The organism is Streptomyces sp. TRD_SC_5 (assembly GCF_056836825.1).
Window position 1 is genome coordinate 265,800 of record NZ_JBWZZS010000002.1, and the last position, 24,024, is coordinate 289,823.

Annotated in this window: 22 protein-coding genes and 2 pseudogenes; 16 read left to right on the top strand and 8 right to left on the bottom strand. The window is 66.6% G+C overall.

Annotated features, from left to right (window positions below; translation table 11 throughout):
• Positions 1-537 precede the first annotated feature (537 nt).
• From AC1P0E_RS33370 to AC1P0E_RS33380, 3 genes are all read left to right on the top strand, one after another.
• Entirely contained in the window at positions 538-1,788 is a 1,251-nt protein-coding gene (locus tag AC1P0E_RS33370; protein WP_482746214.1) for a ParA family protein, read from the top strand.
• Positions 1,785-2,915: a ParB/RepB/Spo0J family partition protein gene (locus AC1P0E_RS33375; RefSeq protein WP_482746215.1), complete on the top strand. Its 1,131-nt coding sequence runs from the start codon at positions 1,785-1,787 to the stop codon at positions 2,913-2,915. Before AC1P0E_RS33370 ends, AC1P0E_RS33375 begins: the two co-directional genes overlap by 4 nt.
• Positions 2,916-3,345: 430 nt before the next feature.
• Positions 3,346-3,699: a hypothetical protein gene (locus tag AC1P0E_RS33380; protein WP_482746314.1), complete on the top strand. Its 354-nt coding sequence runs from the start codon at positions 3,346-3,348 to the stop codon at positions 3,697-3,699.
• Between the two features lie 38 nt (positions 3,700-3,737).
• Here AC1P0E_RS33380 and AC1P0E_RS33385 read toward each other — a convergent pair whose 3' ends face one another.
• Positions 3,738-4,034, bottom strand: a complete 297-nt coding sequence (locus AC1P0E_RS33385) for a hypothetical protein (protein ID WP_482746216.1) — start codon at positions 4,032-4,034, stop codon at positions 3,738-3,740.
• Positions 4,035-4,485: 451 nt separating this feature from the next.
• Here AC1P0E_RS33385 and AC1P0E_RS33390 point away from each other — a divergent pair, with 451 nt between their 5' ends.
• The 6 genes and pseudogenes from AC1P0E_RS33390 (at position 4,486) to AC1P0E_RS33415 (ending at position 13,964) form a co-directional block, all read left to right on the top strand.
• Positions 4,486-6,150, top strand: coding sequence for an immunity 49 family protein (locus AC1P0E_RS33390; RefSeq protein ID WP_482746217.1), 1,665 nt, complete (start codon positions 4,486-4,488; stop codon positions 6,148-6,150).
• A 1,490-nt stretch (positions 6,151-7,640) separates the two neighbouring features.
• Positions 7,641-8,525 (top strand): ParA family protein, encoded by an 885-nt coding sequence (locus AC1P0E_RS33395; RefSeq protein WP_482746218.1) that lies wholly within the window; start codon positions 7,641-7,643, stop codon positions 8,523-8,525.
• 316 nt (positions 8,526-8,841) lie between these two features.
• Positions 8,842-9,495, top strand: a complete 654-nt coding sequence (locus AC1P0E_RS33400; RefSeq protein ID WP_482746219.1) for a hypothetical protein — start codon at positions 8,842-8,844, stop codon at positions 9,493-9,495.
• A gap of 355 nt (positions 9,496-9,850) precedes the next feature.
• The gene (locus tag AC1P0E_RS33405; RefSeq protein ID WP_482746220.1) at positions 9,851-10,324 is read left to right on the top strand and encodes a hypothetical protein; all 474 of its coding nucleotides are present in this window, start codon (positions 9,851-9,853) and stop codon (positions 10,322-10,324) included.
• Between the two features lie 474 nt (positions 10,325-10,798).
• Positions 10,799-13,273, top strand: coding sequence for a hypothetical protein (locus tag AC1P0E_RS33410; protein ID WP_482746221.1), 2,475 nt, complete (start codon positions 10,799-10,801; stop codon positions 13,271-13,273).
• A gap of 165 nt (positions 13,274-13,438) precedes the next feature.
• Positions 13,439-13,964 (top strand): annotated as a pseudogene (locus AC1P0E_RS33415) (transposase).
• A 13-nt stretch (positions 13,965-13,977) separates the two neighbouring features.
• Here the strand turns inward: AC1P0E_RS33415 and AC1P0E_RS33420 are convergent.
• Positions 13,978-14,454 (bottom strand): DUF7919 family protein, encoded by a 477-nt coding sequence (locus AC1P0E_RS33420; RefSeq protein WP_482746222.1) that lies wholly within the window; start codon positions 14,452-14,454, stop codon positions 13,978-13,980.
• A gap of 200 nt (positions 14,455-14,654) precedes the next feature.
• Here AC1P0E_RS33420 and AC1P0E_RS33425 point away from each other — a divergent pair, with 200 nt between their 5' ends.
• The 5 genes from AC1P0E_RS33425 to AC1P0E_RS33445 all read left to right on the top strand — a co-directional run bounded on the left by AC1P0E_RS33425 (position 14,655) and on the right by AC1P0E_RS33445 (position 18,605).
• Positions 14,655-15,065, top strand: a complete 411-nt coding sequence (locus tag AC1P0E_RS33425) for a DUF6153 family protein (RefSeq protein WP_482746223.1) — start codon at positions 14,655-14,657, stop codon at positions 15,063-15,065.
• 123 nt (positions 15,066-15,188) lie between these two features.
• Positions 15,189-15,815, top strand: a complete 627-nt coding sequence (locus tag AC1P0E_RS33430; protein ID WP_482746224.1) for a DUF305 domain-containing protein — start codon at positions 15,189-15,191, stop codon at positions 15,813-15,815.
• Between the two features lie 156 nt (positions 15,816-15,971).
• Positions 15,972-16,493 (top strand): DUF4396 domain-containing protein, encoded by a 522-nt coding sequence (locus AC1P0E_RS33435; protein WP_482746225.1) that lies wholly within the window; start codon positions 15,972-15,974, stop codon positions 16,491-16,493.
• A gap of 142 nt (positions 16,494-16,635) precedes the next feature.
• On the top strand, positions 16,636-17,046 hold the full coding sequence (locus AC1P0E_RS33440; protein WP_482746226.1) for a four-helix bundle copper-binding protein: 411 nt from the start codon (positions 16,636-16,638) through the stop codon (positions 17,044-17,046).
• A gap of 836 nt (positions 17,047-17,882) precedes the next feature.
• Positions 17,883-18,605, top strand: coding sequence for a hypothetical protein (locus AC1P0E_RS33445; protein ID WP_482746227.1), 723 nt, complete (start codon positions 17,883-17,885; stop codon positions 18,603-18,605).
• Positions 18,606-18,765: 160 nt separating this feature from the next.
• Here the strand turns inward: AC1P0E_RS33445 and AC1P0E_RS33450 are convergent, their stop codons facing one another.
• Entirely contained in the window at positions 18,766-19,137 is a 372-nt protein-coding gene (locus AC1P0E_RS33450) for a hypothetical protein (protein WP_482746228.1), read from the bottom strand.
• Positions 19,134-19,367, bottom strand: a complete 234-nt coding sequence (locus AC1P0E_RS33455; RefSeq protein WP_482746229.1) for a hypothetical protein — start codon at positions 19,365-19,367, stop codon at positions 19,134-19,136. The genes AC1P0E_RS33450 and AC1P0E_RS33455 overlap by 4 nt, the downstream gene beginning before the upstream one ends.
• A 62-nt stretch (positions 19,368-19,429) precedes the next feature.
• Between AC1P0E_RS33455 and AC1P0E_RS33460 the strand changes: the two genes are divergently transcribed.
• On the top strand, positions 19,430-20,287 hold the full coding sequence (locus AC1P0E_RS33460; RefSeq protein WP_482746230.1) for an FG-GAP repeat domain-containing protein: 858 nt from the start codon (positions 19,430-19,432) through the stop codon (positions 20,285-20,287).
• 110 nt (positions 20,288-20,397) lie between these two features.
• Here the strand turns inward: AC1P0E_RS33460 and AC1P0E_RS33465 are convergent.
• Both AC1P0E_RS33465 and AC1P0E_RS33470 read right to left on the bottom strand, forming a co-directional pair.
• Positions 20,398-21,164, bottom strand: a pseudogene (locus AC1P0E_RS33465) (transposase).
• Between the two features lie 76 nt (positions 21,165-21,240).
• The gene (locus AC1P0E_RS33470; protein WP_482746231.1) at positions 21,241-21,723 is read right to left on the bottom strand and encodes a GNAT family N-acetyltransferase; all 483 of its coding nucleotides are present in this window, start codon (positions 21,721-21,723) and stop codon (positions 21,241-21,243) included.
• Between the two features lie 134 nt (positions 21,724-21,857).
• Here AC1P0E_RS33470 and AC1P0E_RS33475 point away from each other — a divergent pair, with 134 nt between their 5' ends.
• Positions 21,858-22,271, top strand: a complete 414-nt coding sequence (locus AC1P0E_RS33475; RefSeq protein ID WP_482746232.1) for a DUF6086 family protein — start codon at positions 21,858-21,860, stop codon at positions 22,269-22,271.
• Between the two features lie 41 nt (positions 22,272-22,312).
• On the opposite strand, the gene AC1P0E_RS33480 is transcribed toward AC1P0E_RS33475, so the two are convergent.
• Both AC1P0E_RS33480 and AC1P0E_RS33485 read right to left on the bottom strand, forming a co-directional pair.
• The gene (locus AC1P0E_RS33480; protein ID WP_482746233.1) at positions 22,313-22,771 is read right to left on the bottom strand and encodes an ISL3 family transposase; all 459 of its coding nucleotides are present in this window, start codon (positions 22,769-22,771) and stop codon (positions 22,313-22,315) included.
• Between the two features lie 98 nt (positions 22,772-22,869).
• Complete coding sequence (locus AC1P0E_RS33485; protein WP_482746234.1) at positions 22,870-23,913, bottom strand: ISL3 family transposase; 1,044 nt, start codon at positions 23,911-23,913, stop codon at positions 22,870-22,872.
• Positions 23,914-24,024: the final 111 nt, after the last annotated feature.

The following is a 24,024-nucleotide window of genomic DNA, read 5'->3' on the forward strand; positions in this document are numbered from 1 at the left end:
CGGCCACCACGTCCGGCTCGGAGTCCAGCCGCATCAGATGACCGAGCTCCACCCACGACTCGTAGCCCACCAACTCGCCACTGGTAGCAGCCCAGTACCAGCCGGGAAAGTTGCGCTGGCCCCGGTACGACGGGAACGTCCGCACCTGCCCGGCAGCCTCGAAACGTGTCGACCACATCGCCTCAAACGGCCCGCTGTGCAGCTCACCACGACCGTCGACGTACTCCAGCGAGAAGTCCTCAGCCTCCACCAGCCACCCCCACCCGGCGCTGACCACGTACGACGACCATAGGGAGCCGGGCACGGCAGTGGCTCAGAAAGAGCGAGACGGATCGGTAGATGGCCCAGGTCGACCGGGACGCAAGACCAGATGACTCAGATAGACCGAGACTGGCCCACCTTCAGCGAGACAGGTCAATACCCAAGATCGAGAGACGACGGACCTATCACGCCGTGATAACCCAGGTGGCCAGCAAAGTCAGATAGCTAACGTGTCGATGCACCAAAGGATCTCCCGCGTTAGTAGAGTGACGCACTATGACATCACCTGACACCAGGGGCGACCGGGAGAAGGTCGTCTCCAAGCTCCCCTCCCGGCTCCGCCAGGAGCTGAAGGTACGAGCAGCGCAGCTCGGCATCGACATCCAGGACGCCGTAGACAACGGCATCACCACTTGGCGCGGCCTCGGATCCAACCTCTCCCCCATCGACACCTCCGGCGCCGAATCCTTCGCGACCTTCCTGCCGGGCACCCAGTGGGCCGGCTTCCGCGCCGACTGCAAGGACCGCGGAGTGTCCCTCATCCAGGGCCTCGCCCAGTCCGTGCAGGTGTGGCTGGACAGCAACCCCGGTCCGGCCGTGAAACGACCGGCCATTGTGCGCCGCATCGTCGTCTGCAACCAGAAGGGCGGTGTCGGCAAGACCGCCATTACCGCCGGCGCTGGTGAGGCCCTCGCTGAAAGCCCTGACGCTCTCGTGCCGGTCCGCGTGTCCAAGCACTTCGCGGCTCTCCTCGAGGACGACGGCAATGAGGACAACGACCCGCTGACGCTCGAAGACTTGCCTGGCCTCGGCCAGCGCGTCCTGCTGGTCGACTTTGACCCCCAGGGGCACCTGACCAAGCAACTCGGCCAGGAGCCGCTGCCCATGACCGGCGACAGCCTCACTAACCACATGGCTGGCGACGCCAAGGGCGAGCTGCGGGACGTCATCGTCAGCATCGACGAGGAACGCTTCGGGGGAGACCTGCACCTTCTACCGGCGTGCACCGACGCGTTCCTGCTCGATGTGCGCCTGGCCTCGGTCCGCGCCCGCGAAGCCGCCCTGGAGCGTGCCCTCGCACCCATCGAAGCCGACTACGACGTCATCCTTGTCGACTGCCCACCCAGCCTCGGTCTGAGCATGGACGCCGCTACTTACTACGGCCGGCGCCGCCCGGAGGAAGTCCCTGGCAACTCCGGCGTCCTGATCGTCGTCCAGGCAGAAGACAGCAGCGCCGATGCCTACGACCTGCTCACCTCACAGATCGAAGACATGCGCACCGACCTGGCGCTCGACCTCGACTATCTCGGCATCGTCGTCAACCACTACGACGCCCGCCGCGGCTACATCGCTACCTCCTCCCTCCAGTCCTGGATGGAAATAAAGGATCCCCGCGTAGTCGGTGTCATCGGTGATCTCAAGGAACAGAAGGAAGCCGTCCGTGTGAAGCGCCCCCTTCTCGCCTATGCCCCCCGCTGCGAACAGTCCGTCGCTCTGCGCGCCCTCGCCCGGGAGATCAGCAAGTGAGCAAAGCAAAGAACCTCGGAGCCGGCGCGTCGTTCGGCCAGGCCCGCCCCGTCAGCGCCCGCCGCGCCGCGATCGGCGCGGCAACGGCAGCACCTACAGTCGGGGTTCCTGACCCCACCGAGCTGCCCCTCAGCCAGATCAGTCGGAACCCGGACAACCCTCGAGAGGAACTCCGCGACCTGGAGAGCCTCGCGGACAGCATCCGCGAAATCGGACTCGTCAACGCGATCACCATCGCTTCCGTCGACGCCTACCTCCAGGAGCGCCCGGACCGCGCGGCCGACATTGAAGCCGGCACGCGCTACATCGTTGTCGACGGGCACCGCCGACTCGAGGCAGCTCGACTCGCGGGCGTCACGACGATCCGAGTCAGTGTCGACAACGCGCGTGTCTCTACAGACGAGTCCCTGCTGGAAGCCGCGTTCGTCGCCAATGTGCACCGTGACGACATGAGCCCGCTCGAGCAGGCGCAAGCCCTCCGTACGCTGGTTGATTTCTATGGCTCCCAGAGCAAGGCAGCCAAGAGGCTCGGCATGGCTCAGTCCACCATTTCCTCGAAGCTGTCCGTCCTGGACCTCGATCCGCAACTGCAGGCCGACCTTCTCGAGGGCCGCCGCAAGATCGAGCACGTACGCAACCTGTCGAAGCTGACCGCAGCGGAGCAGATCCAGCAAGCAGACGCACGCGCGGCTGCCAGTGAACGCAAGCGCGCCAAAACCAGCGACCTATCACGGCGTGATAATCCGGCACCCGACCCCGACCCATCACGGCGTGATAACCCGGCACCCGACCCCGACCCATCACGGCGTGATAGCCCGACACTCGATGTAGAGCGATCACGGTCTGATGCGCCTGCGTCACTTGCAGAGCTATCACGCCGTGATACCTCCACGACGGACGTCCAGCGGCTGGCGACAGACGACCTACCCGGTCCTCGAGACGCACAGCCGACAACTGCGCAGGCAGGCGCCCCACCGCAGGAACCGGTCATCCGGATGCCCTGGCACGACGGCTACGAGGTCGCTGCACTAGTGCTGCACAAGATGAACTCGGTGGAGCGGGAGAAACTACTCCAGCGGCTGGTCACCGTCCGAGAAGCGGAACGAGCTGAAGCTGCAACGGCCTGAGACGGCAGCAGTGCCCGATCAGGCCGGGTATCCCTGTTGCCCCCGAACAACGTGAAACCCCTTGAAGGTGGCGCTCTGTCGGGGGCATACCCCTGTTGTACTGCGGGCCTGTTACGCCTTGTGGCCGCTCGCGCAATTCCCCAGCCAGAAGTTCACGATTCCCCCAGGGAATCTCGATGTCGGCGTCGCGGTCGCTACGTCCTAGTGCAGGTGGAGCGTCGGAGCCCGCCCCTGCCTCATGCCTCAGCTGGACGCGCTGGTGAAGCCCGTTATGACGTACCGATTCACCGCTCGCGCAGCCAGAACAGAGATCGACTCTGGCGGCTATTTCACCGAAGCTGCCCTTGCCGAGGCCGAGGACGGAAGCGGCTTCATCTTGGTGTTCATGGCAGGAGAAGAAGACCCTGATGATCAAGAGGTCGCCCTGGGGATGGACACACACTGCCTGGTCACAGCCGAACAGGGGACAGCATATGGCTGCGTGCGCGAAGCCGTCCTGACGGGCAACGTGCTCCGCGTCTCGCTCAACCCCGAGGGCCCTGGAAGACTTGCGGTTGAACGACAGCGAAATCGAGGCCCTCATAGAGGCGCCAGCCGAAGACATCGTCCTGTTCCGAGAAGTCCTCGCCCAAGTGCTCGCCTACGGACGTGCGGACGCTGTGCCCACTCGTGTAGCCGTCTGACCAGACCGCAGTCCAACATTATCGAGCTCAGGCGTCACCGAGCGGCCCATCCTGGTAGGGAATTACGTGTAGCCGAGGCGCGACGCCTGGGAATTGTGTGAGCGTCCACACGCCTGGCTCCAGGAGCCATCCCCTTCCCTCAGTAGCCATTCCCGGTCCGATGGAACATCGTCCAAAGCTGCCTCACCTGCATGCCTTCCCTGGGCGTGGCAGCCCTCGGTAGCGTGTTGAACTCGGCAGGAAGCAGGTCCAGAAGATCAATCACCTGCACCTCCGCACGAAGCGTGATCAGCAACTCGCGCCGCAGATGACGCGGGATGGCTGGGCGATGAGACAAACCGCGCCACAAGGCCAGCCACAGGTAGCGAGATCCATCGGGCGCCGCATTATCTACCACCCACGCCGGGTCCAACCGCTGGCTGAACCGAGATCGCACTGCCCGCTCCTCCAGCCTGAGCAGCGAAGCCGTATCGATGACCTTCCACTCACGAAGCAGCCCTGATCCGAAGGCAGCGCCCCCCGCTGCCCCACGTACGCGTGAACGTCCGCAGTCGGCCGGTGCTTGTGACCTGGGCGGGCGAGCGACGGGAGCGCGTCAGGGAGACTTCGCCGAGCCCGGCCTGCGTACTGCTACGTTGGCGCGCCCTCACTGACTGCGGCTGTCCTCCCGGTCCAACGGGGCCCGCCCATCGGCGCACGCGGCGGGTGGAGCCCCGCACGGCACGGTGTCAGATCCCGTACCTAGGCTGGCAAGCAGGCCAGTGATCAAGGAGCGGGCAGTGCGGATAGAGCGTCACCAAGTGGGCGAGGCAGCGGTTTCGGCAGCGCGCGGGGACTTCGTGAACCGGATCGGGGGGCTGGTCCGGTCCATGTCGAGGGGTGGCCGGATGGCCACGCACGAATGGCAGTGGCTCGCGGAGGAGTTCCTCGACTACCTGGGCGCTCTCTCCGTCGAGACGCCCGACCTCGACAGCCCGGAGGTCAAGTCCGTCCTCAAGGACGCCACCGAGGCCGCAGCCGGTGCCGTCGCGTACGCGGCGTACCACCCGCACGTCTCCTTCCAGATCACTCTCAATTACGTGAACTTCGGGATGAGCTACCAGCCGGGAGACGAGGACGACGCCGAGGACCGGGTGACCCCACCGGAATGGATCGAGGCATTCTGTCTCGCAATCCTCTCGGACAAGGCATCGTGGCACAGAGAGGCATTCCACTTCGCCCGTCAGAAGTTCAGCGGGGACTCGGCGGGACACCCCGCCGTCGAACTCGTCAACGGCTTCATGGCCCACGTCATCGGCGACACGGACGACGACGCGAACTACCCGCCGAGTGCGCAGGAGAAGCTTTGGGCCATCGACTCTGCGCTGGCCCGGATCCTGAGCCGGGCAGAAGAGAGCGGCGAAAGCCTCCTCGATCAGCCGCACACCCTGGGCCTTCGGAGCCTGCGCGCCCTGGCCGCCGACGACCGGGATGCCTTCCACTCCGGACTGACTGCCCTCCTGCTCCCGCATAGCGCCCTGCCTGGGCCCGGCGCCCGGCCGCGCAGCCTCCTACCGCTCCTACCGCTCGCCCTGGCAGCGCTCGCCTACCGGAGCCGGGGCTGGGCGCCGGCTCTCGACACCGACTATCTCCCGCGCGCCCTGGTCACCGGATTCGAGACCCCGGGTCCGCGAGTCGGTGGCCTCGGCCGCAACCGGCGTCCGGACGCTGTCGCCGCACTGGCCGCCGGGCCCGTGGTGATCGAGCGGCCGCTGCTCGCTCAGCCCCTGCACCCGGAGAGCGAGGCCCTTTTCGAGCAGCACACCCGGGAAGCCTTCACCCCGGTCGACGGAGAGCCCCTCGCCGTATGGCGGCTTGCGAGCGCCCTGGGCGACCAGGAGATCCTCTTCAAGACGCGCGCCTCGCATTCCGCCGACGTCACGGACGCCCAGCTCGCGAACCTGCGCCTGGCCTCCCAGCTGGGGGCGGCCGTGTTCCGTATCGCCCTCGCCGAGCCGGGATCTGTGGCCGAGGTGACGATCGACGGCCGCACGCTCGGCTACCCGGCCTCCCGGGGCGAGGACGCGAGCCCCGGCCACTGGCAGACCGCCACCGACTTCGCCTTGATCACCGGGGTACGCGAGGACCTCGCCCCGCTGGTCTTCACCGGCCCCACCTATGCCCTCAAGGACGGCTCCGCGTTCACCTCGTACCGTGAGGCCCTCCACGACTACCTGAGGGGCGCGGACCCCGGGTCGGCTACGGAGCGGGCCCTGCGGGACTGCGAGAAGGCGAAGGACTGGGGCTTCTTCCCGCCGCCCGCGGTCCTCTTCTCGCAGCTCGTCGAGGGTGACGAGGAAAGCTTTAACCTGGCGCTGGCCGACGCCCTCGAAGCCCACCGCGACCACTACCGGGTCTCTGATCGCGCCGATGACTGCGACGCCGCGATCAACCTCGACATCCTGGCTCTGACTTGCCACGCCCGCCGCAGGGGCTGGAACATTCGAGTGGAGTCCCCCTACCTGCCGCAGCGGCTTCTCCAGGCGGCCGAACCCTTCTCCGCGGTCTTTTAGGTATCACCTCGCGGACAACTGGTCGGCCGAATACGGCCTGGCGCCCTTGAGCGACTGAAGTGGCCTGGTAGCTGGGGGCGTTCGAGCGTACGCAGCTGCGGAGCTGGACCGTACGCCGGCACTTCTAAGGCGTTGCTGCTGAGCGAAACGCGCTCGAAGGGTTCGCGGGTGGCCCGGGTCTTGAGGCCCGTGACGTGGGAAAACGTCGTAGTTGCAACGATGACTACATCGATGCCCTCAGCGAAACCTGGCGCGCGTTCCTGCGGGCACTGCGCGCCGTTTCGCGTGTGCGCGCGAGCACTTACATCTGCAACGATAAGTAATGCGTGAGCTGCAACGATACTTAGAACGTCTGCTGCAACTGTCTCGAAAACGGAGACTGCAATGAGCGACCCACCGATGACCATGCGAATGGTTGCCACGAGCTCTACATCGATCACTAAGACGAGTGCTGCGACATTCGACACTACTTACGCAGCAACGTCTTATGTATCGGAGATTGCAACGATGCCTGCATCGTGCAATGCAACGCTGTTACCAACATCGGATCTATCGATAGCTCCACCGTGAGATCACACGCACACGCGTTCATGGCACCTTGCGTTGCATCAATCTTTCTACGCAACGACACATCTAGCATGCGTCAACGCTGACAACGTTGCTGACTTAAGCGCATGCGATCTACTGAACGGTCGTTTGGGCTCTACGTCTACTCGTGTTGCTGTCCCGCGCACTAGCCATCTCCGCTACGCACACTCGATCCAACCTCGCTAGGTACGAGCTAACCGCCTTACCGAGCAGCGAACTTGCGCGCTGACTTGCCTAAGTTGCAGCCAACGCTCATTCGCCTTCTCGTTCGACCCAGCACGCAAGGCTTCCGTCGAACATGCCCACTCACTGACACGCGCGCTGCGCGTCCTTCACGGACTCGAACGAGATGACTGGCCACAGAACCTCCAGCAGCAAACTCACACCCTCTGCGCTGACAACGCCGCAGTTCTCATCCGAGCGCCCCCCTCACGGCGTCACGGCTTAACGCCATCCTTCGAAAATCTGCCCGACGTCCGCTCGATCGCAGGCGTAGCCATCCACCTAACGCTGTGTTGCTCCGAGGAGTTCACGGTCACCGGCCCAACTGTCGCCTTCGCCTGTGGCGCGAGTGGGAGGCTGCGGCCTCACCTCCGCCTTCCGACTCACTCCCACACGCCCGGACGGCGCCTGTCGGTCGATCCCCCGGCCTCCGGGCTCACTCCCACTCGCCAAAGAAACCGCGAGTCAAGGCGTTGGCTACCACGCCAACTGTTAAGGTCAGGCACGAAGATCCCGTGTCACTAGAGACAGATGAGCGAGAAGCGGCGGTTCATTACGTGGCCAATCAGGCAAATCACCTGAACTAACCCGGCAAGAGCGGCAGCTGCTCTCTTCTCTCACCCTGGTGACACGGGCGTAACTAGACAACAGACGACTTACCCAAGAGAGGCGGGCATGCGGTGAAAGTCATCGCCGTCGCAACGCAGAAGGGAGGGGTCGGCAAGACCAGCACCACGGTCAACCTCGGCGCGGGGCTGGCCCTCGGAGGCGCGCGGGTCCTCATCGTTGACCTCGACCCCCAGGCTCAGGCCGGAACCGCGCTCGGCGTTAATCTCGCCGGCGAGGACCAGCTGTCCCGTTCGCTCGGCTGGGTACTCCAGGCGCGCCTGCAGGGAATGCGCATGGATGTAGCCACTGTGTGGTTTGACCGCAGTGAGCTCGTCGCCGAGTTCGAGGATGCCGGCACGCTGCATCTCCTTGCGTGCGAAGAGTCCACGATGACCGCGGCCCAGGACCTGATCCACAAGAAGGGCTACCAGTCGACTCCCGTCCTGCGGCGGATGCTTATGGAGCTCGAGGACCAGTTCGACTTCGTAGTGATCGATACGCCCCCGGCGGTGTCTTCGCTCTCCGCCACCGCCCTCGCGGCAGCTGACTACGTCATCACCGTTTGCGTCCCTGAGTACCCGGCGCTCAAGGGTGCTGCGGCAACTCGCGGAACCGTGGCGTACGTCAAGGACCGCACGGGTGGTGAGTGTGACCCCCAGTACCTGGGTGCCGTCCTCAACCGGTCGAACCCGCCTTCGAGGTGGAAGGCGCAAGAGGTCAACATCCGCAACGGTATGCTCGATGCCAACCTCGCCCCGTTTCAGACGGATGTGCGCAGCGACAACCGCATCAGCGACTCGTTCGCCTACGGTGTCCCTTCTGTGCTGCGCTTCGCAAGCCACCCGCCCGGCAAGATGTACGGCGAACTCATGACCCAGATCCTCACGCGCATCAGTCAGCCGGAAGAAAAGTGGGAGCTGCCGGAGCGGATCGAAGGCGAGGCTGCCAGTGTCTGAGGATCAGTCCAAGGCCGGCCAGGACCAGCCGAAGCCGAAGAAGAGGCGTGCCCCGGCACACTTCAAGCCCGGTGGGACAGCGCTGGTACAGAACCTGATCGCTGGTGCCAACGACGTCGCAGGTCGCTCATTCCTCGGCGCGGGGGGAGTGGACGCCGACCAGGCTGGCACCTCTGCGTCGCCGCATGCCGCTGAGCCCCCTACTCCTCCTGCGCAGCAGGGGGTCGTTCCGCCTCCTGCTGTCCCAGTTGAGCCCGCGGCGAAGCCGATGCCGGCACCCCAGCGGGAGCCCGCGGTCAGAGCGAAGGCCCAACCGGTGCCTGCACCCGAACCGGCTCCGGAGCCTGCGCCCCGGCTCGCTCCTGACCCGCAACGCACAGTCGAAACCAAGGCCAAGACCGAGGCGCGGTCCTCCGGGACCACGGCTGCCGAGCCTGTGCAGAACGCCAAGACGGAAAGCGACTCTGAGCGGATCACGGCTTCGACTCGTGGGCGGCGGCCTCGCTCTCATGCCTGGGCCCACAACGCCATCCATGAGAGCTATGCGGATGCCAAGCTGCGATCCGCGCGGTGGAAGTCGCATGGATTCCGTATCTCGCCGGATGTCTTGATCCGGTTGAAGGACCGGTTGAACGCGGACAGACGCTCAACGGGCAACTCCGGGCTGGCGCTTGGTCACTATGTCGATGCGGCGCTTCGGCACGTGCCCTCGGCGGTTGAAGAGCAGATCGCGATGGCAGAGGCGTTCGCGGAGAGTCAGCTCTGGGACACGGACAAGTCGCAGCCGTCGACGTACCGGGTGGGGGAGGAGGCTTACAGGCTCGCATCGAACCTGAAGCTGACCCTCCAGGAGGCCACTTACGGTCGACGTGGAACTCTCGTTGTATCTGCGGGCATTGAGCGCTTGCTTGACGAGCTGGATGCGGAAGGCCCGTTGCAGCGGCCGGAACGACGACGTCCCGAGCGGTAGTACGTACCCCGCTTGTGAGGCCGGTGGCACCTTGGTGCCACCGGCCTTTTCCGTCGTCTCGGAAACCTATTGGCTGCAACGATTTCTGCAACACTCGCTGTTACCTCAGAACCAACGACGGATCCAACGATCGATCTAACGAACACGCCTTCAGGCAAGCACACTTTCCGCGTGACACTAGAGCACAAACACCTGACAAACAGGCTTCGATGGGTCAACAGGGGCTCAAAATTGGGGCACAACGGGATTGGGAAGAAAAGTTCGACGCGCCGAGTTCTAGTGACGCAAGAACTCGAGAGGGTTCTTGCGCTATCGTGTTCTTGACGATCACCAGGCTTGTCAGGGGAGTCGAAGAATGTCGATGGCCGACGAGAAGCTCAGCACGAGCGCCGTTGCGGCAGCAGCCGGCCTGAGCGAGTCATGGGCGTGGAAGGCTCGAGACCAAGGAGTCCTTCACGAACCGCACTTCGAGGAAGAAGTGGTGGCTCTGCGGGTCTACGCCTTCGTGTCGCAGATTGTCTGGCCCGGCACCCGACGCCCGCGCAGCGCGCGCCAGGACTTGGAACTGTGGCAGCAGTCCGCGGTCGAGGCGGCCCGGCAGGCCGCATCCGACCCAAACACCACGCCGGACACGGCGCTGTGGGTGCTTGAAGACAGCGTCCACCTGGTAACGACACCTGCTGACCGCGCAGCGTTCGATCTCAAGACACTCAGCGGCCGAGCTGCCTTCCGCATCCCCGTGGGCGTGTGGATTGCCGAACTTCCCGACGCCATAGCTGCGCTGGCCTCACGGCGCCGCCGCAATACCGCCTCAAAGTCGGCGGCATAGAGCCCATCGCCCATCACCTAGGTCGCGCAGAGCAGGGCTAGGAGTCCTCATGCAGACAACTCTCTCCCCAGGCGCCCACCGCCAGGGTGGTGAGGGCAGAACGGCCCGGGATCTGCGGTCCCGGGCCACTCCCATGGTCGAGGAGGAGGTGAGCGCTATCTAGGCCTCTTCCAACCGCATCACGGTTAGCGCCCGGCTTCCCTGCTTCCCCAAGCGGGCCGGGTGGCGATGAAGCACGCCCCTATTCCTCCTCGACTGGAGCAGATCATAGCTACCCGTACGAGGGCCGGCTCAGTCATGCCTGAAACAGGTCGGAGCCATCAGCCCAACACGTCACATACCCGCACATTCTGGCCACAGCCTGCCCCTCCTTCCTCTTCCCGGCATCGCGAACTACGGGCCACATCAGCACAGGCAGGGCCGGCCCCCGAGGGCGTCCCGAGCCACCCCTTGCAACTCGGCCGAGGCATGCGCATGCGACTCCTGGCGGCCGTACGGGCCCTCCTGGCGGAACAGTCGCTGGCCGGCCTGTCGGATGCAGCCCGGCTCGGCGCGTTGGTCCTGGCCGCGAAGAGCAGCCACCAGTCCTGTCACACAGCGATCCGCACCCGCGAACTCGGCCGGTGGATCGGCATGTCGGAATCCACCGTCGCTCACGACGTCCTGCCACGCTTCCGGGCGTCCGGCTCCGTGAAATACAGGGCCACGACGTCGGACTCCGGGCAGACCACAGGACTGGAGTGCGTCGTCATGCCACTGTGGCGCGCACGCCGCTCCGGCGATGCGGCGCACCCCTTGGCGCTAAGCAAGCGGGAACTCGTCACGCTGCTAAGGCTCATCGAGGCGCTGTTCGCACCCGGCTGGGGCGCGGCAGCCACGCCCGCTGGCCTGTTGGCCAGGCTGCAGGGAAAGGGAGCAGCGACGGACCGGCTCGCATTGTTGCTGCTGGTGTTGCAGACCGGTTCGGACGGCCGAGTGCGGCTGGTCGGCGGGACGGTGCCGAAGGGCCGTGGCAGGGCGGCGGCAACGGTGGCGCGGCTGCTGGGCTGCTCGATCGCGGGCGGGGGCAAGGTGCTGGCTCGCCTGCGGACCTACGGCGTGGTGGACAGCACCCGCGCCCAGGCGGATTCGGGGCTGTTCGGGAAAAGCCGGCTAGTGGTGCCGGCGGTCGCGGCGGCACACGGCAAGACCCTGGTTGCGGCGCCGAAAACCGCGGGGGAGTGGGCGGCTGACGGCGAGTCGGACGAGTTCGCCCTGGAGGAAGGGCGGGAAGAGCGGTCCGCCGTGAGTGACAACCTCCGTGACGGAGTTCAGGAAGAGGCCGTTGGTCGGGGAGATTCTCCGGGTCTCCGGCGCCCCGCTGCAGCATTCGGTGATCTCGGGAAGGGGCAGCAGACCGAGGCCCTTGGTACGCCTGGTAAAAGACAGGTTCTGTGCACGGCCGACCTTGAGATTGCAGAGCGCTCCGGTGCCGCGCCCCTTCACACCCACCACCCTTCCGATGATGATCTCTGTGGTGATGATGCGGATAGTGGTTGCTTTTCCGGCGTAGCCGCTGGGGGCACCGGTAGTCGGCCGGTACGCGCGGGCGCGCGCGAGGAGGCCCCACTGCGGAACCTGGCCATGGCTGCTGGGGGTCAGACCGGTGAACGTGCAGGTGGCCCGCTCCGCGGGGAAAAACACAACCTTTCCTCGCCTCACACCAAACATGACAGTTCCCAGGAAGCCTCTCGCCAAGTGCTGGCCGCCTGGGCAGCGAAGTCAGGGGGTGCTCAGAAGGTGTGGGCGTCGTTGCCCAAGGGCCTTGAAGCAGTACTTGCGCCGGTAGAAATGATCTGGGGCCGCCTGAACCGCATGGGCGCACGGCATCGAGTTACTGCAGCGGTCCACGCGGAACTCGCTCAGCTGCGAGGCACTTTCGGGCCGTCTCATGCCGATGAGATCCTCACCAACCGATTGCGGCGGCGAGTGGTAGCCCAGGGCCACGTTGCGGTCGACGATCCGGCCGGCTGGCTCATCAGCCGAGCCCTGCCTCGTCGTTCGGCGTGCTACGACGCCCGCTGCGACGACGGATGGCGAATGGACACAGGCACCGAGTGCGCCGCGTGCGAGCTGTTGCACACTGACCGGCGCATGCTGCGCCGCCAAGTAGCTGCCCAGATCGCCACTGAACTGGCCACTGTCCCCCCTCAGCAGCGCAAGAAGGCATTCGAGAACCGGTTGCGCGAGCAGTTCGTTCTGGAGAGCTCGCGCCTCGCACTCCGAAACGAGCAGGCAGCCATCGAGCGTTCCGCTCGCGAAGCCGAGGTCGCTGAGCGCCGGGCCCAGCGGGAGGCCGCCGAGGCCGCGCGCCGGATGCTGCCCTGTGCGGTATGCGGTCATGCCCGGGCTGGCGGGCTGTGCCAAATCTGCGCCAATACCCAAGCCACCGAACGGCTGATCGCTGAAGCCGTCGACACCGCTGCCGCAGCATGGGCCCCAACGGAAGACCCAGCAGCGCAGCGGGAGGCCGCTGCCCACGCTGAAACACAGGTCCGGGCCGAGATCGAGCACGTGATGACGGAGTGCCGGACCCAGGGCGGGTTCAAGGAAACCACCTCCCTGATCGGCAAACTCACGGCCGAGTCGACGGCCGACAAATACCGTCGCTCCGCGCTGGACCTGCTCGCTCATTCCCCTGAAGCCGAGGCAGAAGCCAGAGAAGCAAAGGCCGCCGAGCTGCGCCGAAGCCACCTGCACCCCTCGGCGGAAGCTGCCCTGGCAGCAGCGAAGGAGGCCGCCCATGTAGCCCGCTGGCGCACGGCCCATCACCTACTCAACGACAGGACCTCAAAGGTCCGTGCCCAGCGGGCCGCGCCCACCGTCACGGACGAACCAGACCCTTACCGGATGGCCGCTGCGCGCGTCCGTGCCGCACTGAGCCAGCCGAGGAAGGCGGTCGTGGTGTGAGCCTCACCGAACCCATGGCGAAAGAGGCAGCTGGTCGCGGAGCCGGAGAAAAGTGTGGCTCTGCCAGCTAGCGGAGGTTAGGGCGGCGCTGGGCCGAGACATCAGAGCTCGCCCGCCTGCGATTCACGGGCTGGCGTCGGTCTTTCTGACGACGAATGGGGTCGGCTGGAACCGCATCTGCCGAGGAGCGTGGGCCGGGGTGGCCGGTGGCAGTGTCACCGCCGGGTGATCAACGGGATTCTGTTCCGGCAGCGGACTGGGCTGCCGTGGCGGGACCTGCCGTCCCGCTTTGGGAAGTGGAAAACGGTGCGACGCCCAGCAGTTGATCCCCGTGCTGGAACAGATCTGGGTTCCGCGGCCGGCCGGTGGACACCCGCGTACTCGGCCCGATCACCTTGGGGGCGACAAAGCCTATTCGTCGCGCCGTAACCGTCGCTATCTGCGGCGACGCCAGATCAAGCACACGATCCCGGAGCCCAAGGACCAGCGAGCCAACCGCTGGCGCCGAGGCAGCAGGGGTGGACGTTCGACCGGGTTCAGCAGGGAGATCTACCGGCGTCGCAACGAAGTCGAGCGGACGATCAACCGACTCAAGAACTTCCGCGCGGTCGCGACCCGCTACGACAAGAGGGCTTACATCTTTCACGGGACGATCACCGTCGCCTCGCTTCGGCTCTGGCTGCGTCTCTGAGGTTCGCTCGCCCCTACTCCAGCATGCGTTCGGCGTCATCCGGAACCCAGGGAAAGGGGACGCTGGGCCACCGTGTGTCGGCCCACGCGTCGAGATCGACGGCGAAAACGGCATCGATGAAGACCTGCGGCGGCCGGTAGCCGTGGGAGGTGATGTAGTGCGTGATCAGAGACGGAGCGGCGTAGGCGACGCCAGGCTCGCCCGGGATCCGTACCTCCCCGTTCCCCTCCGGTGCTTCTTCCTCAGGGCACAGGTCGCACTCGTGCTTCCCGAGACAGACATTCATCCACTGGACCTTCTGAACAGCCTTCAGCTTCTCCACAAACGCCTCCGGGACCGTGCCCGTGGAGTATGGTCTGCTGGCCTCCAGCCACCCGATGTTCAGGCGGCTGTAGGCAGGCCGGTACAAGAGCGAGTAGAAGCCCGACTCACTGTCCGTAAAGGCATCCTCGTCCAGGTAGTCATACTCACTGAGATCTTCGTAGAACACCCGCACATCATCGCCGCACCGCCTCGTTGAGGCCCACACGATTCCACGACCCCTCGGACAGGACCTAGGGCTGACGGGGGACAGTGTGGAGCAAGTCGTCGGTGATATCTGGTGCTCACCTTCCGCGCCCGGCGTATTCGAGCCCGTCGAGAGTGGCCCGGAGGGAAGCGGCGCGCGGGGCCGGATCGTACGATGACCGCATGACCAGCACGATCGAGCCGTCGAGCCGTCGCCCGGCCGGGCGCGGCTTCGCGCTGCTGGTGCTGGTGGTGCTGGTCGGTGTGCTGGCGATGCACGGCCTGGGGCCGGGACCCGCTCCTACGAAGGCGTCGGCGGCTGCCAGTGGCCACGTCATGGCGATGGCCCGTGAAGAGGCTGATAAGCAGGTGGCGGGCGACTGCTCGCACATCGCCGGCGGTATTGGCCACGCGGAGCACGCGGATGCCACGTGCGCGGCGGCGGGTGTCGGCGCTCCCTACGCGCCTCCCGTTCTCGCTGCGGCTCTCGATGCGGGGCCCGTACCTGTGGCGCTGCCCGGCGGCGCGGCGGGGGCCCCCGAGTGCGGGCGGGCGCCGCCCGACCTAGCTGAACTGCAACTCCTGCGGATATAGGACCGCCCGCACGGCACCTCCTGGCCCCGGCTCGGCTGGCGAGGGATGCCGTGCTCCGGCACATCCTCATTCCGTATCGGCGCCCGCCCGCTTGAGGGCGGCGCATCAAGGAGTCGCACCACCATGAACAAGAACCGTTCCCTCATCCGCCGCGGCGCCGCTGTCGCGGCCGCCGGTGCGGCCGCACTGGTCCTCGCCGCCTGCGGCTCGAACGGCGACAGCTCCGCCGGGCACGACGGCCACACCTCGAAGTCGCCGACCGCCTCGGCCCCGGCCTCGCGGGGGCAGCACAACGCGGCGGACGTCGCCTTCGCCAAGGGGATGATCCCCCACCACCGCCAGGCGGTGGAGATGGCCGACCTCGCCCCCTCCCGCGCCGAGTCGGCCGAGGTGAAGAAGCTCGCCGAGGAGGTCAAGAAGGCCCAGGACCCGGAGATCAAGACGCTGTCCGGGTGGCTGATCGCCTGGGGCGAGAAGGCGCCCGCCGAAGGCGCCGTGGACCACTCCGCACACGGCATGGCCGGGATGATGACGCCCGAGGAGATGGACAAGCTGAAGAACTCCTCCGGCAAGGCGTTCGACACCGCCTTCATGGAGCTCATGATCAAGCACCACGAGGGCGCCGTTGCCATGGCCAAGACGGAGAAGACCGACGGCGCCTTCCCCGACGCCAAGAAGATGGCGGACGCCATCATCACCTCGCAGACCGCTGAGATCACCAAGATGAAGGACCTGCTCGGCAAGAGCTGACCCACCCCGGTGGAGGGGTGTGCTGGGCCCCGCGGCCGACACACTCCTCCGCCTTTTGCTGGGCTCAGTGTCATCTCGGAATACCCCCCAGGGGTATATGGTTGTGGTGGGTCCGCGGGAGCGGGGTCACACTGCATGGGATTGGGGATGACGGTCATGGACCACAGCGCGCACGACACCAGCACCGCTCACGACCACGCCGCACACCAGGCGGCCGGCGGCCACGATGCGCACATGCACGGGGGTGCCTCTTGGGGGACGGCGGCGAAGGCGACGCTGCACTGCCTGACCGGCTGCGCGATCGGCGAGATCCTCGGCATGGTCATCGGCACCGCCCTGCTGTGGGGCAACGTGCCGACCATGGTCCTGGCGATCGCGCTGGCGTTCGTCTTCGGCTACTCCTTCACCCTGTTCGCGGTCCGCCGGGCCGGCCTTGACTTCAAGTCCGCGATCAAGGTGGCGCTGGCCGCCGACACCGTCTCGATCGCGGTGATGGAGTTCGTCGACAACGGCATCATCGCCCTCACGCCGGGTGCGATGGACGCGCACCTGTCAGACGCGCTGTTCTGGACGGCGCTGTTGGGCGGCTTCGTCGTCGCCTTCTTCATCACGACCCCGGTGAACAAGTGGATGATCGGCCGCGGCAAGGGCCACGCTGTCGTCCACGCCTACCACTGACCACAGCCCGCTCAGCACCGCGCCCGGCCGCACCTTCACGGTGCGGCCGGGCGCGTTCGTGGTCAGGGGCGTTAGCTGGAGATGTACCCGGGCTTGAAGGCGGCCGTCCCGGTTCCGCCGGCCCTGCGGAGAGGGAGGCACGATGTCCAGCACCGTCAAGGACATGCTCGCCACCTACCCGGCCGACCTCGGCGACATCGACCAGACCAAGCTCACGCGCTGTATCGAGGAGTGCATCGCCTGCACGCAGGCGTGTACGGCGTGTGCGGACGCCTGCCTGTCCGAGGGCATGGTGGGCGATCTGACCAAGTGCATCCGTACCGACATGGACTGCGCCGACATCTGCACCGCCACCGCCGCGGTCCTCTCACGGCACACCGGTTACGACGCTAACATCACGGCGGCCATCCTTCGTGCGTGCGCCATGGCCTGCAAGGCGTGCGGCGACGAGTGCGCCAAGCATGCCGACATGCACGAGCACTGCCGCATCTGTGCCGAAGCCTGCCGAAGCTGCGAGCAGGCATGCAACGAACTGTTCTCGGCCCTCGGCTGACGCTCGCCCCGTCATCCGTCCCGCCCGGCAGCCGAAATCCCGGCCGGCAGGTCGGGAGCCACGGACCCACTCGTCCGAGGGAACACACGCCCCACGGGCGGGCCCGGGCCGACGTGACGCTATGCTCCCCGGCATGGTTTTGGCCCGGGCGACCCGTAGCGTGCCGCGGTCCCGCTCTCGTGCAGCGGGCCCGTGGCGAACGTGGGTGCTCGCCGCGCTTCTCCTCACGTTGATGTACAGCCACGGTGTCAGCGCGGAGAGCGCCGTAGGCCACGCCCACCTCGGGGCGCCGACCAACGTCGTAGCCCTGAACGCCCCGGACCCGGGTTCCGCCGAGCACAGCCACGAGGCGCCCGATCCGCACTCCGGCCAGGGGCACACCGACCACCCGGATGCTCCGGAGCCCGATCACGCGGCTCACCAGTGTGTGTCCGGCCAGCCCCAACAGGGCGCTGCGCTGCCCGTCCCGTGCCAGGCCCAGGCCGTTCATCGGCCTCCGTACGCGTATGCAGCCGGCGCCGCTCGACCTGTCACGGCTCTCTTGGCATCTGCCCCCGTGCCGGACTCAGCGGTCCTACGCATCTAAGCCTTCACGCTGGCCCACCGGTCGACAACCTGTCGGGCACACCCGTGAGCCATCTCCGCCAGAGCACCAGCGGCGGCTCAGCCATGCCTTACGCGGTGCGCCTTGTGGCTGCCATGAGGTGGCGTGCGGCGCTGAGCCGTGGCCGGCTCACTTGCGCTGTTCCCAGCGAGTCCGATCTTCGGCCCCGTCCTGCCCGGCTGTCTCGTTGAGAGCCCCAGGCCCCCACTGAACTTCCCTTGAAGGGTCCGCCTTGTCCTCCTCACCCAGTCTCACCACGACGACGCCGCCCCCGACCCCGCCGCAGCCGACCCGCAGCCAACGCCGCTCCAACAGCAAACGGGAAGGCGCCTCCCTGCCGTGGCGCTATCTCGGCTACGTCGGCTACTACGTGGGCGCCGGCCTCATCAGCGGAGCTGTCGTCCACCACCCCATGGCCCCCGCCCGCTACTCGATGATCGCCGCGTCCGGCGTACTGGTCTTCCTGCTCGCGACCGTCCTCAACGACATCATCCTCGCGACCGAAAGGCAGCCCCTGTCACGCATACTGCGCGTGCTCGGTACCTCGACGATGCTCTCCTTCGGCCTCGGCATGCTCAGCGGCGGTATGCAGCACTTCGCAGACCTGCCGGAACGCTGTGCCGTGCTGGTCCCGCTGGGTATCGTCCTGTCCTTCGTCGCCTTCTTCCTGAAGGAGGCCAAGAGGCCGTGGCGGCGCATCTTCGGTCTCATGGGCCTGGCAATCCTCGTCGTGACGGCCCTCACCTTCCTCGGCCTTCGCCACATCGCCCCGACCATGGCCGAGTCCGGAGGCGGACACAGCCACAGCGATGTCGAGCCCAAGAAGGGAAGCGACGAAGGCCAGGAGGGCGACCACGGCAGCGACACCACCAACCCGACCTCCCGGCCCACCGCCTCTCCGAACGCCACCCACCCCGGCAAGGAGCCCGGGCACGACGACGGACACCAGCACTGAGCCGACCTGCCTCCGCCGTCAGAAGACGGTCAGAGCGAAACCCGGCCGTCTGAGGCAGCGCGGCCCGAGTGTCTGACCAGTCGGGTGACTGGATCGATCCGCCGCCAGACTTGTCGGCGCGCACTTTGCCTGCGCGCAGGCCGGCCCCGGCGGCGGGCGGTCAGCGCGGCTGTGGGATCTGCTCGCGCTCGCGCTGGCGACGGCGCCGGTAGCCGGTTACCCCGCGCGGCTTGAACACCGACAGGGCGGCCGCCGTCAGGAGCACCAGCAGGGCGGCGGCCGCGTCCGCGATCAGCTGGATGCGCATGCCCTGAAGCTCGCCGCCCGCGAGGGCGGCCCGGGCGGCCGCGTCGGCCAGGTGGCCGACCGGCTGCATGTGGACCAGCAGCAGAAGCGTCGCGGCCACAGTGATCAGCAGTTTCGCGATGACCCAGTAGTGCCGCAGCAGCCGCCACACCGTGCCCAGCGACTGGACCAGGCCGGTCAGCAGGGAGGCGACGCTGAACGGCACGATCACGTACCAACCGATCACGCCCAGTACTCGTCCTTGCCGATGTTGAGGGACTGCGTCGGCGCCTTGAGGCTGCCGTTGGAGTCGCTGAGCATCGTCCACATGGCATCGTGGCCGTCGGCGTAGTCGTACCAGGCGGCCAGGTCGCTGCGGCCGTCGCCGTTGTAGTCGTGGCGGATGGTGCTGCCGCTGGACCACAGGGACTGGCCCGTGGCGTTGTACAGGACCAGGCTGCCGCGGGCCTGCAGCATGCCGTATCCACCGGTGCCGGGGGCTGCGTTGTTCGGACCGGCTGAGGCTGCGGGTCGACCACATGAAGTTCACCACCGGCGACTACAACGGCGACGGCCGCGGTGACATGGCTGCCTTCTACGGCTACGACGACGGCCGGGTCAAGCTCTTCACCTTCCTCAGCAAGCCCGACGGCGGATTCAACGCCCCCACCGTCTCGTGGAGTGCCAAGGCCGGCGAGTGGGGCTTCGAGCGGATGACGCCGCGCAGCGGCGACTTCGACGGCGACGGACGCGACGACATCGCCACCTGGTACTCCTACGCCGACGGACGCGACCGGCTGTTCACCTTCACCTCCGACGCGAAGGGCACCTTCAACGCGCCCTTCGCCTCATGGACGGGAACCACTTCCGAGTGGAGCGTGAACAAGAGCAAGTTCGTCACCGGCGACTTCGACGCCGACGGCCGCGACGACATGGCCGTGCTCTACGACTACGGCAACACCACCGTCAAGCTGTGGACCCTGCTCACCAAGCCCGACGGCGGCTTCTCCGCCCCCGCACAGGCCTGGACCGACACCACCTGGGGCGACTGGGCCCGCACCGGGCTGCACGCCGGTGACTTCAACGGCGACGGCCGCGACGACGTGGCAGCCTGGTACGACTACGCCGACGGCCACGACGGCATCCACACCTTCACCAGCCTCAGCACCAAGGACGGCGGCTTCAAGGCACCCGTGCCCGCCTGGAACACCGAAGCAGGCCGCTTCTGGTACCCCTCAATGAAAATGGTCGCCGGCGACTACAACGGCGACGGCCGCGACGACCTCGCCGCCCTCCACGACTACACCGACGGCAGCCTCAAGACATGGACCTGGACCGCCAAGCCCGACGGCGCGTTCAACAACCCCATCGGCGGCTGGAACCCCGCCACCGGCTAGGACTACGGCCGAGTCAACCTCATCGGCCAGCACCACTAACTGATCTGGCTGTCCCGTAAATGATCTCTAAATGGCCTCAGGCGTGGTTGGCCGCCGTGCGGGCGGCTCGCCTATCCGGCGAGGGCGAGGTTGTGCATCCGGGCGATGCCGAGCATGGCGTGATGGACGCCGTCACCTTTGAGGCGGCAGTCGCGGAGGATCTTCCAGGTCTTCATACGGGCGAAGACGTGCTCGACGCGGGCGCGGACCTGCTTGTGGGACTTGTTGTGGGCTTCCTTCCATTCGGGCAGGTCTTCGCCCTTGCGGCGGCGATGCGGCATGACGAGTCCGGTGTCTGGGTAGCCGCCGTCGGCGATCGTCACCGTCTTGCCGACGGCGGTTTTAGCACCGGATTCATCCCATGCCTTGCAGTCGTTGCGGTTGCCGGGCAGAGGCCGGCCGACCACGACGATCAGGCAGGTGTCGGCGTCGATGACGACCTGGTGGTTGGTGGAGTACCGGTAGTTTTTCGACTGCGTCGCGATGGCGCGGTCGCGAGTGGGTACCTGGGTGCCGTCCACGATGAGCACGGTGTCTTTGGCGAACCGCTTGCGGGGCTGAAGGGCGAGCATCGGCCCGAGATGATCGATGATGCGGCCCGCCGCCGACTTCGAGACCCCGAAGAGTGGAGCGAGCTGGCGCATCGTCAAGTTCGTCCGCCAGTAAGCCGCCACCAGCAGTACCCGGTCCTCCAGAGGAAGGCCCCAGGGCGGCCCCTGCGGACCGCACCCGCACCCTCACGCCGCAGAACCGTCACCAGCTTCGCGAAACAGCGCGGGCTCAGCCCGGTGAACGGGGCTATCCAAGACGGCTCCGACGCCGTGGTCACACCAGCCACGCAGGGATCGTCGCATCAGGGCGGCCTGCCCTGTCTCAGCGGGCGGCGTGATCCGTCCGGCTCGCATGTCGTCCCGTCAGCGAAGCGCCTTCACCATCACGCGTTCCCTGCTCACACCGTCGGACAACAGCTCTCCGAGCTCTCCCGTGACGACGAAGCCGTTGCGCTGATACAGCGCGACGGCAGGCTCGTTGTCCGGGATCACCGCGAGTTTCAGCGTTGTAGCACCCGACTGCCAGGCCCACGTCTCGACTGCCGCTATCAGCTGGTCTCCGACGCCGCGGCCCCGCGCCTGGGGGCTGACCCACACCGACCTCAGCTCGCATGCGCTGCTGTCCACAGGTAGGCCGGCGGCCATCCCGACTGTTCGGCCATCCAGCAACGCGACGATGTTGTAGGTGGCCGGCATCGCCAAGCGTGCACGCCACCGTTCCTCCCCGCCGCTGTGCCAGTCCGCGAGCCGAGACTTGAAGGCGTGCGGTGCCTCGCCCAGCGCGGCGAGGCGAACCTCCCGCCACAACGGCCAGTCGCTTGTCGTGAGAACCCGCAGGTGCACCATGGCGACGAGTCTGCCGCGACGCTCGTGGAACAGTCCACTGGCTACATCAGTGAGTAGGGGGTTCTGGCTCACTTTCCGTGGAGGGCTGACTGAACGTAATGTCGACCTCCTATGACCAGCAGTGAGAGGCTGACGTGAGCCAGTACTACGACTTGGGCGACCGAACCCTGTGGAATCCGTCCAACGGGGCGTCGCGGCTGTTCATGAGCCAGGTCACCGTCTATCAAGCCGAAGTGGGGCTGCCATCGGGCATCGGCCCCATGGAAGCTGATGAGTGTCAGATCGACCCCATCGCATTCGCAGCGTTCGTCGATGCCCTGCTTGCCTGGCATAGCAAAACCAGGCACGCCGTCATGGCCACCCTGTCCGAAGGGTTCGTTGCCACGGTGCTGGCCTTGGCTGAGATAGCGAACATCGAGGTGAGCTGGCAGGTGGCCAAGCGCGCCGAGAGCCACTATCTCAAGACGGCTTCGGACCCCCATGCAAAGGAGTGGACAGCCGCACTGCAGCAGAAGTCACGGGAGCTCGTCCGACACATGGCGCCCTGAGCCTCATCTGCCAGCACTTCTGGCGACTCGGGAACGTGGCCCTACGTGTAGAGCAGGACACGCTTGCGGAGGAGATCGAAGCCGGCTCGGCCGAACATCTGGCGCTTGAGCATCTTGATTCGGTTGACGTGTCCTTCAACAACACCGGAACTCCAGGGCAGGGTGAGGCCAGCGATAACGGCGTCGCGGTCTCGGTCGATGCCTGCGGCGAGGCTGTGGAGACTGGGCAGGTCGTCCTGGCGGACGGCGTCGAGCCACCGCGGGAGCCGTGCGCCCTGGCGCTCGGTGAGCATCCGGGCGAAGGACCGCACGTGACCGGCGAGTGCATCGAGCTCGGGACACTCGGCCAACACGGCCTTGAGCCGAAGCTTTTCGAGCTCGGTGAGGTTTTCCGGACGGCTGAGAATCCATCGTGTCACCACCCGGGGTGCTGGCGGCTGTGCGGTGACCGGACGGGGGGGAGGTGCGCTTCTTCCTGATGTAGGCGCTGACGATGCCATAGCTGCCCTGGTAGCCGAGTGGGATTATCTCCTCCCAGAGCTTCCAGGCGTTGGTGCAGCCTTCGTCCCAGCGCTCGTCGAGGTAAGGCTTGTACGCGTCAAGGGCGGAGGTCCGGTTGTACTGCCACTGGCCGCGGAAGAGGTCTTCGGGTCTCGCGGCGTCGGCAAGGCTCTTGACGGTGCGGTGGGTCATGTGGAGTTGGCGGCCGATCGCGCGGCGGCTGTGGCCGGCTTCCAGCATCGCGTGGACGGTGGCGTGCCTGGCCCGGATGCGGTTGGCGAACCGCTGGCTCTGCCACGGCGAGTCCGGTGTCTCTTCGGGGGGACTCCTCGGCCCTCTGACCGACAGGCTCGGGGGCCGGGACGCGTAGGCACTGGCGGTGGCGGGCGACGGCTCGCTCGGCGGCCTCGCCGAGGTTGTTCCACAGATGCCACCTGTCGGCGACCTGGACCGCTTGGGGCGCCCCGGCCGTGGCGCCCTCCGCGAAGAAGGGAGCTCGATCCCGGCAGACGACCTCGGTGCCGGGCCGCTCGGCGAGCCACCTGGCCAGGCTGGATGCTTCACGATCAGGCAGAAGGTCCACGGGGCGTCGGGTCTCGACGTCGACCAGGACCGTGCCATAGACGCGGCCCTTTCGCGTGGCGTACTCGTCGACGCCAACCACCCGCGGGGCCGGAGGTTGCGGCTCGGGCAGTGCGGCGACCAGCCGCAGCACGGTGCTGCGGCTGACGGGCACTCCGAAGACCCGGGCCATCCGTGCACCGGCCCGGCCTGCGAGCGCGAGGCCGACCGCGGCCAGCACCTGACACAGGCGCTCGCTCCGCCGACTGTGCCGTCGGGTCAGCCCCAGCACCTGCTCGACAAACGTCAGCCGTCCGCACGAAGCATTCGGGCAGAAGAACCGGCGGACGTGCAGACAGACGACCACCCGTCGCCCCGCAGTAGGCACATCGGCTGGGAACCGTAGGTAGGAGCTGTGCACCCGGCTCGACCAACTCCCGCAGTCCGGACATTCCGAGCCGATCGTCGTCACGCGGACCTCGATGCGTATCGCCTCGTTGTTCACGTCTACCGACAGCACTGCCACGTCCGCGATCGACGGGAACAGCAGTTCCTTCAGCCGCAGCGTCGTTTCCTCCATGACGCCGAACTGTCAGCCACACCAAGGTCACCAGCGATGATTTTCGGGCAACGTCCCAGCGTCTCATCCGAGCGTCAGCGATCACTCACCGTGCACGCCTCACGGAAAGTG